This window comes from Acinetobacter sp. YH12226, from assembly GCF_013417805.1.
Lineage (GTDB): Bacteria > Pseudomonadota > Gammaproteobacteria > Pseudomonadales > Moraxellaceae > Acinetobacter.
In genome coordinates this window covers 50,947-60,275 of the sequence record NZ_VPDG01000014.1, presented here as the reverse complement: position 1 = coordinate 60,275, position 9,329 = coordinate 50,947, and the positions used below count along the sequence as shown (strand labels likewise).

Genomic DNA, 9,329 nt, shown 5'->3' with positions numbered 1-9,329 from the left:
AAAATCATTTGAATGATTTCTTCTTGGTCTACGTGCCATAAAATACTCCATATATTGATGTTTATAACATCATTTGAGGAGCAGAATATCACTTATAGGAGTTGTTCAAATTTACGGATCCATCTCTGTTGTTTGGTGCTTCGTAGCTCAATTCAATCAATAAGTATTTTTTAGACATGATCAATATTCCTTAGTACAAAACTTCAGTGCCAACAACGCAATCCAAAAACTTACCTTGCAGATCAAATACTAAAAATTGTTGCAGTTCTTTTTGTGTCGAGTGGATGTTAAAAACAGGCACAATCAAGCTGTCTTTTTCAAATAGGTTATGGTTGTTAATGACGAAATCATGAGCTGAATAGCAATGACCTTGCAGATATACACCGCAACGCATCAGCTTATCTAAATCAAAAGATTGAGAGATGTAGTGAACATCTTCTGGTGCATATTCACTGGCAATATCTCGGCTATATGCAAGATTGACTTGCTTGACCAAGCTTTGTTGAAAAAAGTCGCTGTCATGCACTTCTGAACGTGCGATGTCAGTAACAACTAAAATGGGTTGTGTTTCCCAAAAAATGCTGAGTAATTGATTAAAATCAAGATGTTCAGGGAATTGAACTTTTGAAGTAATCACGCCCCAATCATCAAGGGTTAAAGATAGAAAGTTTCCGTAATGATCACGCGGAATAACCGTTAATACATTAAGGTCTTGATGCAATTCTTCGTTATACGAAAAATCAGCAAGGGAATGACCTGTATTTAATTCAGGATTCACAATAATGTTTAATGTTTTAGAACGGTTTGTAAAAAAATCAAGTACGCTTTTCATATCTTCAACTCCAAGTTTTAAGCAATTGCTTAGGTATGAATTAATTATATCTGTGAAATATCCCTTAAAAACTTTTCTCAAATTACTTATGGAACTGGCAATGAAAAATTTCAATATTTTTTTAATCAATTAAAAAACATCGTATACGTCATTAAATCTAATGGCATAAAAAAAGAGGGTAGACCTTTATTGGATCTCCCTCTATTTGTTTAATGGTTTCTTATGACAGGTTGTTTTTAAAGTACTCAATCAGTCTTAAATAAACAGTGTTCGCCATAAAATGTGAGCTATGCAGCGCATTAAAATCTGCGACATCTTCAAAACATTCAGTCAGTAATGCACTGGCGAAACCTTTATTCCATGTATTGAACTTTTCCAGTTCTGCATCTGACAGCAAATCATATTGAATCATGTCATTAATGGCTTGGTGTTGTAAATTTATCGCCACATCCATGACTTCGCCCTCAATCAATGCATGAGAATCATCAGGACTGAATCTAAATGATTCGTGAGCGTCTGCGATGGCTTGAACCTGTAACGGTGCATTGACTTCAATGCAGTAGGCTTGTGACTTATGTTGGTGAAATAAAACGACATCCAGTTCAATGTTAAAAATAAACTGCGGATCTGCTTTGGTTGCTAAGCCAATCACATTGATGACGCAACTTGGTAAACCGTCATACGCTTGGGTGAAGCTTTGTAGCAAGTGGCGCACATTAGCAGTACCAGTATTAAATTTTTGTAGTTGCATTGTCGTATCTCCAAGTTTTAAGCAATGAGCTTTGATGTATTCATTATATCGGTGCATGTGGCCTGTATAACTTTTCAGTAAAAGTATTTCGGCTGATAGGCTCATGATTTCAAGTTATTTTTAATCAATTAAAAACACCGTTTACGGCCATCATCTTATGAAAGGAATAAGCTATGGGTGCTTATTCCTGGTGGGTGTGATTAGTGCGGTTCTACGTCATACGTGTTTTCATTTTCTTTAAGTCTGGCTTTTTCACGCTTCAGTCTTAAACGCTCTTGATGTTCCCTGTACAGGTTGGTGAGTTGACCGACTGGCAAATGTAGAAACTTTAGATCAATGTTTCTTACCCAGCTATTAACAGCAAACTTTTTGCTTTTTTTAACGTCTGGTATTTCGTAATGATCACCCTTGATTGGCCTTTTACGGCATTTAACACGAGATCCGCGGTAGCTTCATTCCAGCACTTGAATAATTTAATGCCTTTAAACGCCTTATATTTAGCTGGTACTTTTTCACTGTACTTAAACAGCTCTCCAGTAGATGTCACGGCGATAAACCAGTCACAACGGACAAGCTTCATCGTTTCTATACGTTTTAATTCGTTTTTTTCTCTTTGTTGTTCTATTGCTTGCATATTTGCAAAGCCGAATAGGTCAAGGTTGTCAATTTTCATAGTAGCCATTTGCATTTTTAATACCTCTCAATGAACGTTCGGATCTCAAAAAACCTAGCATTGGTTGGTCAATGCTAGGTGTTGTGTTTATTGGTCTTCAGGCATCATAAAAGTAATGATAGGCTCACCATTCACGCCAGGCCCAACCGTAGCAATATTGGTGATTAAGGTGTCAGAAAAGGTATGCGGTGTATCTTGTAGAGCATATTTAAACTTAACGCTTTGGTCATTAAGTGCAACTGAACCACGAACGCTCATGTTCAACATATCAAAGATGGTATATCCCATTAAATCATTGATTTTTTCAGCATCAGCTTCCGTACCATTCGGAAAAATTGCTTTTGCAGCTGTCAGGTGCTTGTTATACAAGTTGCTTGTAATATAAACAGGGAACTTATAGAACTGTTTGCAATCTTTGGCATGTTCTTCTTTATCGCTAAGGCAAAGAATCACGCCCTCTTCTAAAGCGTCTTGTAAAGAAAAAACAGTGATGACTTCAGCACCAGCGAAAAAATTATTCATAATAGCTACTCCAAGTTTTAAGCAATTGCTTTTGATGTTTTAATTATAATAAATCCATAAACCTTAAAACTTTTTTTTAAAAAAAAGATAGTATTTATTCAGGTTTAATAATTATAATTAATATAGCTTTTAATATATATTTGAGGTTTTAGGTGGTACTAACAGGAACAATTAAAAATTATAATATTGAGCGTGGTTTTGGTTTTATATCCACGAGTAATTTTGGTGATGTATTTTTCCATATTAAGGATTTTCAGAAAGGTGAACAGCCAATACCAGGTCGAGAGGTTTATTTCGAGGTAGTTAAAAAAGAAAATAAAAATAGGGCAATCCATGTTTACTATTCCGACCATGAACAAACGCAAGACAAGCAAAAACCATTGCCAATATATCTATGGATAATTTTTATTAGCATAGCTATTGGGGTGGCATATCCAGGTAGCATTCAATTAAAGAAATATCTATATAAAGATAATCAAACTACAAATGCTATATATCAAAAGCCAGTAGCCTATAAATGCGATGGTCGTAAGCATTGCTCTCAAATGCGATCTAAAGAAGAAGCTGATTGGTTTGTGAAAAACTGCCCAGATACCATGATGGATGGTGACGGCGATGGCGATGCCTGTGAAAATGATTCAAGGTGGTAGTTGTATAGTTTCAGACAATAAAAAATGAGCTATTAATACTTAATTAATAACTCATTCCTTAGGTTGATTTTAGATTTCTGCCAGTGTTTTACCGTCTTGTAATTCATTAATCTGCGCCAGTGTGACAGCTTGAGCGTCATATTCTTCTGTCACATACGATACAATTTCTTCTATTGAGCATTCACCAACTACACCCCAAAGCGTAAAATTGGTATGGGTTTTTTCATTCCAGATCTGCTCAACTTGTTCTAGATCCAGATGTCCAATACTCACCAAAAGGTCATAAGCCAATGCCCAATTTTCGTAACGGCTGACAGATTCATCAATGATAGGATCATCAGACATTAAATAGGTCATCATTGCCTTAGCTTTACAGAACTTTTGCATTGTTTCGTTTAAAGTTGTCATAAACATCATCTCATATTGATTGGTTTAAAATCATTTTATGCTGACAGGTGGTGTCAAAAACTTATTCAAAAACAAAATTATTCCAAACCATTTTTAATCAATTAAAAAACATCGCTTGCGGTTTTCATCCTAAAAAGGTGCCAAATGGCACCCTAATTTACAGCGATCCACAACCCTCCTTGTTGAATGCGCCTGGTGGAACCGTCCAGTTATCCGTGAACACTGGTAGGTAATAACTTTCAATTTTGGACTGTACCAGTGCTTCCATATCCTGAATGTCGAATGGCTCAATGCGATTGCTCAGACTGACGACATCGATCTTTGAGCGACTGATCGTACAGTCAAACTTTTGTTCATAACCAGCGATCAGCTGAGCGCGTTCAGGGTAGTAGGTGCTGATGGTTGACCAGATTTTAGGACTGTTGAAGATACAGGTCATGCATGAGCTACGGCCCCAACCTAAGCGATATGGCACTGGTGGCGTAACCTTGTACTTCTCCAGTAACGCCCATACTTGCTCTTCAGTGAAGTGAAGCACGTTCTTCCACCAGTCAACGCGTCTTGCTTTCTTACCGCTTCTACGGTCGCATGGGTGCGGTTCTAGCTGGTTGTACTTACTGCGGTTTGGTGACTCTTCACGGCGTTCACCAGTGATAAAACAAATGTTCTTGCCGTCAAAACGTTCTTGGTTGTTCAATGCTCTGCGTCCGACATCGATCTTTAACGCTGAAGAACACCAGCGCGTCATGAGGCTGGCTGCTTGTTGTGGGAACTTCAAGCGTGTGCCTGGTTTACTGCGGTTGTTATCGCGTTCAAGCTTAATTAAGCCCTCTGGTGTTTCTACGAAGTGGGGTTTTGAGTAGCTGTTTTCTTTGAGCATTTCGCCAAGGAAACCGCCCTCGAGCCAACTGAAGTACAATGGTGTGTCGAATGCCTGAGCGAATGCTTTGGTATAGTTTTCCATGAACACCCAATCCATGAACGGCTGGTTTTCTTCATCAATTTTGTGGTGCCAAAGCTCAATTTTGCTTTTATCTACTCCAGCATCCAGTAAGCGTAAATACGCTGCAATCGAATCCTTACCGCCACTTAAGCAGACAATAAAAATGTCATAGATACTTAGATCGATGTCTGGTGCTTCATGAAAAACATGCTCAGCCAGTTCTTTGTTTAGATCGGTACCAGACAGCAACTCCAGTTGCCCGGCTATTGTGGGGATGATGACTTGATCATCGTACTTATGCGCTGTATTCATTCGACTTACTCCAGATTTAAGGCTTTGTGCCTTGCTTGCTATGGATTAAGTATAGAGGGGTGTACCAGGGGAAAACTTTTCTCAAAATTTAAAAATATCGAGATATTTTAATCAAATAAAATCCATCGTAAGCGGTTATAACGCCTAGCAAAACGGCATTGCGCCGTTTCGGTGGTTACTTATATTTTTGGATGATGCGTTCAATAAATCGAATCATTGTGTCCTTATCAATTTTGGCCTGGTCGTAATTGTCATAGCTAAACATCACCAAAGCATCTTCCTGAGTGATGCCAAAAAACTCACGTACTGCTTTCCACTGGTAAACGACTGGTACAGTGACAACAGGCGCATCTTTTAGCTCTTCATTGCTGAGTATTTTTTCATACATGAAGATTGGCCCAACAGAACCATGAAAATTGAAACCTAGATTTTGGAAATACTCGACAGACGTAGCCCAACCAATCAGGCATCCTACAATATTTTTATCTAACAATTCTTCAGTGGTGAAACCTGAAAAGAAATCGGTGTGTTGTTCTGTATGGCTTGCGTCATAATCACGCCAAATGTCGAAATCAAAGCTTTCATCAGGAATGACCTCGATCACTAGCTCAATCAGCTTTTCTAAACGCTCAACGGTCGTTGCTTTGTTCATATCTGCTCCAAGTTTTAGGCGGTGTGCCAAAAGGGGTAGCGGTACATACTGGCGCACGTACCGCTGTTGGACTTACAAATCCAGTTGAATTAAGAACAGTGGTAAAGGTGCATCACTGTCTTGTGTAATGAGCATAGGCAAGAAGAAACTAAATCCCTCAAAAAACACGCCCATGTCGTAATCATCTTGAAAAGAAAAGGGCTGTGAAGTGATACTGACATTCTCAATAGCACTAATTAGTGCCTCGATGTTGGTATGTTTTGCTGTATCGATCACATACACACGAAAACCGGCTTCTGTGGTGTTCGGTATCTGTTGTACTTGCTGTGGCAAGTAAAAGCCAAGTTCGTTGATGGCACTGACGAGTTGCGGATTTTCAATTGTCATGGGTAGGTTTCCTTATTGAACTACTTTTGCGCTATTTAAATTTTGCAATGCGATATGCGTTAAACGTTGATTAATGATTTCGTCATACGGCGAAATGAAATCCTCTTGCCAGTTATGCATGAGATGTTCGATCGGGTATGTTTCCAGATATTCTTCTAATGCTTCATTCGGCTTAGGAACGAAAGCTAATGGCTCTTTAATGTTGTAATTGCTGGCGATGTATTCCAGTGGATCACAATCACCTGGTACGTTGACCGTAGCAACAAACTCAAGATAAGCACCATCGGGGAAAAACTTATTGAAGCAATCAACCACAACAGATATTTCACGGACTTCATCATCATTTAAAGTGAACTCACGGACTTCTTTATCCAGTGCAACAATTGAGCTAGATAACAAATGGTCAAGGTCTTGTGGACGGATGTTTACACGATCAATAACATGGTTGATATGATCAATAATCTCGTCTTTGATTGGGTCTTCAAAAGCGTAATTGCTCTCAAAAATAATATGATCGACATCTTCATAATTGAGTCCAAAAAACTCACGTACTGCTTCAGAACCGCGATAAACAACATTTGTTTTGAGTTCTTCATAAGTGAATGGCTCACCAGTATTCGCACGGAATGGTGCATAAAGGGGAACGCCGTCTAACATCATGAAGTTAAGTCTTTTAAATGTTTCATCAGCTGTCGCCCAACCTATAACGCAACAATTAGCATCACTATTTATAAGTTGAGCAAAAGTCATATTGTCGGTACCAGGTATCGTGCGCCATAAATCCAGATCAAAACGTTCATGTGGTACTTGCTTGATGATATTTTTTAAATGATTTAGCTTATCTAGTTGATGCATTAGAGGACTCCAAGTTTTAAGCAATTGCTTTCGATAGAGTCATTTTATTTAAAAAATACTAATGAATAACTTTATTGGAATTAATTAACCGACCTAAAACACGTAAAGGATATTTAAAATATTTTAATCAATTAAAATCATCGTATACGTTTTAAGCCATGCTTAGACAGCGTATATACCGGTCTATTTTTCTAATGCAAAAAAAAGAGTACTTAAGTTCGGACTTAAATACTCTTAATGAGTTGGGGCATTATTCCCGATTGGCTAAGTTGAAAAATAGTGAATACATTGCATTCTTAAATAACCAAAAGGTGAGGGGATTATCCGCTTCATCTTTAGACTGGTGGCGAATGATATTCCAGTTGAAATACTTTTCTGAATAGCCCATGTGAGTGACATAAGCAAAATTACGAACGTCATTTTCTGAAACGTATTGGAATGCTTGTTTAAGCTCATTTTGGGTGTTTTGTTCGCCGTCATGGTCAAAAGCATCAGCTTCTAAGATAAGTTCGCGCATGCCGACCATAGCAAGGTATATGACTGCTTCAAAGTCATAGTTCATCATGCGTAGGAAGTGTTTTTTCAAAAAGGCTTCGTCAATGTGTTCAACTTCTTTGTAATTTTTAAGTGCGCTTAGACCATGCACACCAAAGATATATTTAAGTACACGAAATTGAGCGCATAACGGCAAGTTTTCACCCTCCACATGTGAGCAAAGGGCGGTGTAGCGGTTCATGTCGATGACTGAGCTTAGAGATTGTTTTAAAGCGCCTAATAGCATTGTTATATCCTTTTTCGGGTTTTGTTTATTGTATGGTGTACGTTTAAGCAAGAAATGTGTTAACTAAATGAGTTGTGTCATGGTGTTGAGATAACTTTTCGGCATCCATGTCGTTATGTTCTTCATAGATAGTTTTTAAGGTTTTGATGGTTTCATGCATCAAGGTTTCATGATGCTCAGTATTGAATTTGAACTTGTGGCACTCTTTAGCAAGGGATACACGAACTTTGAATTTTTCTAAAAATTCGATGGTTTTATTGGTGGTGTCACTTTCACATCCAAAGTAACAAACATTATCAATATGCAATGCGGTTGTTTTCAGCATTAATGGATTTTTATCAAACACAAAATAAGCAAAAATGCAGCTTTCTCGACTGTTGTAAGTAATGTAAGACTTCTCAACATTAATTGCGTCCACTGATTTAAACCAAACAACGCCATCGTCATAGGTTTCAGCATGGCTTGAGAAAAGCATATAAATTAAGGTGTCGATAATTTCTGCGGTGCTGTTGCCGATAATTAAATGATTCAGACTTGAATCACTTCCGTTTGTAAATTGGTATTGAGCGACCACTTTATTTGCAAATTGATGTGCTGCGTTATTCATTATTCATCTCCAAGTTTCGGACAATATTTTCCTAAGGTTTTATTTTAATCTGAGTCACTTCATTATAAATTTTTCTCAAAAAAAAGATTCTTTTTTCAAGAATCTTTTAATCAATTAAAAGCTATCGTATACAGATTAATCTAATTATCCGTAACTCGGTGAATCATCATCATTTGATTTATCCTGGTCATTTTCCTGTTCTTGCTCTTGTTCTTCAGTATTTTCAAGCTTCAGGACTAGATCGTATGGTTCAATGATATTGTCCATGACTTTTAAAAGGTAAGAGAGGTCTTGTTCCATCGGTTCTAGGTTTTCATAGTTTTCACCGACATAAAGCTCTTGATCTGTCAGTGAACGTTTAAACGCATAGTTCCAATCTGATACGGCGACCTTGCTATATACCATGGTGTAACCAGCATCATTCGCCAGCTGGTTCATCATCAGTTTAGCAGCGCGACCGTTACCCTCTTCAAAAGGGTGAGCTTCATTTAACTTGGCATAAAGCTGAGTGAACTCTTGCACAAACTGGTCTTTGTCCAAACCTTTCAGGTGGTCTTTTTCTTTAACCGCCTGTGAGAACTTATTCAGTTCATCAGGGATCAGGTTTTTATCTAGGAAATGACCGATTTCATAATTACCGTTCGGGTCGATCGCACGTTTAGAAATGTCGTCCAGACGCACTTCTCCAGCCCAATCGTAAATATGCTCAAAGATTTTTTCATGGATTTTAGAGAGGTGGTCGAGATCGTAATTGCCACGTAACGGCGAAATTTCCATTTTCGCTATTCGATGTTCCGTGATTTCTTTTTCCAGTGCCTTTTTATAGTCGCCTTGCGCTTGGCAACTGGTAGGTTGAGATAAGATGTCTTTCGCATCTAAATAAAACTCAAGTTTATCGTCCATATTGTTCTACTTATGAGTGATTGGGTTTGGTAATCCGCTGTAAGCTAGATTAG

At 38.0% G+C, this 9,329-nt stretch carries 13 protein-coding genes; 1 reads left to right on the top strand and 12 read right to left on the bottom strand.

Annotation, left to right across the window (positions count from 1 at the left end):
* Positions 1–190 precede the first annotated feature (190 nt).
* The 4 genes from FTV08_RS12745 to FTV08_RS12730 form a co-directional block, all read right to left on the bottom strand.
* Positions 191–832: a hypothetical protein gene (locus FTV08_RS12745; protein WP_033917500.1), complete on the bottom strand. Its 642-nt coding sequence runs from the start codon at positions 830–832 to the stop codon at positions 191–193.
* Positions 833–1,052: 220 nt separating this feature from the next.
* The gene (locus tag FTV08_RS12740; protein ID WP_005028543.1) at positions 1,053–1,583 is read right to left on the bottom strand and encodes a hypothetical protein; all 531 of its coding nucleotides are present in this window, start codon (positions 1,581–1,583) and stop codon (positions 1,053–1,055) included.
* A 343-nt stretch (positions 1,584–1,926) separates the two neighbouring features.
* Positions 1,927–2,271 carry a hypothetical protein gene (locus FTV08_RS12735; RefSeq protein WP_257221226.1) on the bottom strand — a complete coding sequence of 115 codons (345 nt, stop codon included), beginning with the start codon at positions 2,269–2,271 and terminating at the stop codon, positions 1,927–1,929.
* 72 nt (positions 2,272–2,343) lie between these two features.
* Positions 2,344–2,778 carry a DUF6573 family protein gene (locus FTV08_RS12730; RefSeq protein ID WP_005006045.1) on the bottom strand — a complete coding sequence of 145 codons (435 nt, stop codon included), beginning with the start codon at positions 2,776–2,778 and terminating at the stop codon, positions 2,344–2,346.
* A 152-nt stretch (positions 2,779–2,930) separates the two neighbouring features.
* Here FTV08_RS12730 and FTV08_RS16390 point away from each other — a divergent pair, with 152 nt between their 5' ends.
* Positions 2,931–3,428 (top strand): cold shock domain-containing protein, encoded by a 498-nt coding sequence (locus FTV08_RS16390; protein ID WP_087554211.1) that lies wholly within the window; start codon positions 2,931–2,933, stop codon positions 3,426–3,428.
* Between the two features lie 69 nt (positions 3,429–3,497).
* On the opposite strand, the gene FTV08_RS12720 is transcribed toward FTV08_RS16390, so the two are convergent.
* From FTV08_RS12720 to FTV08_RS12685, 8 genes are all read right to left on the bottom strand, one after another.
* Entirely contained in the window at positions 3,498–3,836 is a 339-nt protein-coding gene (locus tag FTV08_RS12720) for a hypothetical protein (RefSeq protein ID WP_005006049.1), read from the bottom strand.
* A gap of 157 nt (positions 3,837–3,993) precedes the next feature.
* Positions 3,994–5,091 carry a phosphohydrolase gene (locus FTV08_RS12715; protein WP_005028536.1) on the bottom strand — a complete coding sequence of 366 codons (1,098 nt, stop codon included), beginning with the start codon at positions 5,089–5,091 and terminating at the stop codon, positions 3,994–3,996.
* Positions 5,092–5,266: 175 nt separating this feature from the next.
* Entirely contained in the window at positions 5,267–5,743 is a 477-nt protein-coding gene (locus tag FTV08_RS12710; RefSeq protein ID WP_005006052.1) for a hypothetical protein, read from the bottom strand.
* Between the two features lie 72 nt (positions 5,744–5,815).
* On the bottom strand, positions 5,816–6,130 hold the full coding sequence (locus tag FTV08_RS12705) for a hypothetical protein (protein ID WP_024160757.1): 315 nt from the start codon (positions 6,128–6,130) through the stop codon (positions 5,816–5,818).
* Between the two features lie 12 nt (positions 6,131–6,142).
* Positions 6,143–6,985, bottom strand: coding sequence for a hypothetical protein (locus FTV08_RS12700; RefSeq protein WP_033917490.1), 843 nt, complete (start codon positions 6,983–6,985; stop codon positions 6,143–6,145).
* Positions 6,986–7,235: 250 nt separating this feature from the next.
* Entirely contained in the window at positions 7,236–7,766 is a 531-nt protein-coding gene (locus FTV08_RS12695) for a hypothetical protein (RefSeq protein ID WP_005006061.1), read from the bottom strand.
* A gap of 43 nt (positions 7,767–7,809) precedes the next feature.
* Positions 7,810–8,373, bottom strand: coding sequence for a hypothetical protein (locus tag FTV08_RS12690; RefSeq protein WP_057694171.1), 564 nt, complete (start codon positions 8,371–8,373; stop codon positions 7,810–7,812).
* 144 nt (positions 8,374–8,517) lie between these two features.
* Complete coding sequence (locus FTV08_RS12685) at positions 8,518–9,276, bottom strand: Fic family protein (RefSeq protein WP_005006069.1); 759 nt, start codon at positions 9,274–9,276, stop codon at positions 8,518–8,520.
* Positions 9,277–9,329 lie beyond the last annotated feature (53 nt).

Excerpts from the sequence above, each read along its gene's own strand:
- FTV08_RS12705 (WP_024160757.1), bottom strand. The coding sequence starts at position 6,130 with ATGACAATTGAAAATCCGCAACTCGTCAGTGCCATCAACGAACTTGGC.
- FTV08_RS12740 (WP_005028543.1), bottom strand. The coding sequence starts at position 1,583 with ATGCAACTACAAAAATTTAATACTGGTACTGCTAATGTGCGCCACTTG.
- FTV08_RS12700 (WP_033917490.1), bottom strand. The coding sequence starts at position 6,985 with ATGCATCAACTAGATAAGCTAAATCATTTAAAAAATATCATCAAGCAA.
- FTV08_RS12730 (WP_005006045.1), bottom strand. The coding sequence starts at position 2,778 with ATGAATAATTTTTTCGCTGGTGCTGAAGTCATCACTGTTTTTTCTTTA.
- FTV08_RS12715 (WP_005028536.1), bottom strand. The coding sequence starts at position 5,091 with ATGAATACAGCGCATAAGTACGATGATCAAGTCATCATCCCCACAATA.
- FTV08_RS12710 (WP_005006052.1), bottom strand. The coding sequence starts at position 5,743 with ATGAACAAAGCAACGACCGTTGAGCGTTTAGAAAAGCTGATTGAGCTA.
- FTV08_RS12695 (WP_005006061.1), bottom strand. The coding sequence starts at position 7,766 with ATGCTATTAGGCGCTTTAAAACAATCTCTAAGCTCAGTCATCGACATG.
- FTV08_RS12720 (WP_005006049.1), bottom strand. The coding sequence starts at position 3,836 with ATGACAACTTTAAACGAAACAATGCAAAAGTTCTGTAAAGCTAAGGCA.
- FTV08_RS12735 (WP_257221226.1), bottom strand. The coding sequence starts at position 2,271 with ATGCAAATGGCTACTATGAAAATTGACAACCTTGACCTATTCGGCTTT.
- FTV08_RS12690 (WP_057694171.1), bottom strand. The coding sequence starts at position 8,373 with ATGAATAACGCAGCACATCAATTTGCAAATAAAGTGGTCGCTCAATAC.
- FTV08_RS12685 (WP_005006069.1), bottom strand. The coding sequence starts at position 9,276 with ATGGACGATAAACTTGAGTTTTATTTAGATGCGAAAGACATCTTATCT.
- FTV08_RS12745 (WP_033917500.1), bottom strand. The coding sequence starts at position 832 with ATGAAAAGCGTACTTGATTTTTTTACAAACCGTTCTAAAACATTAAAC.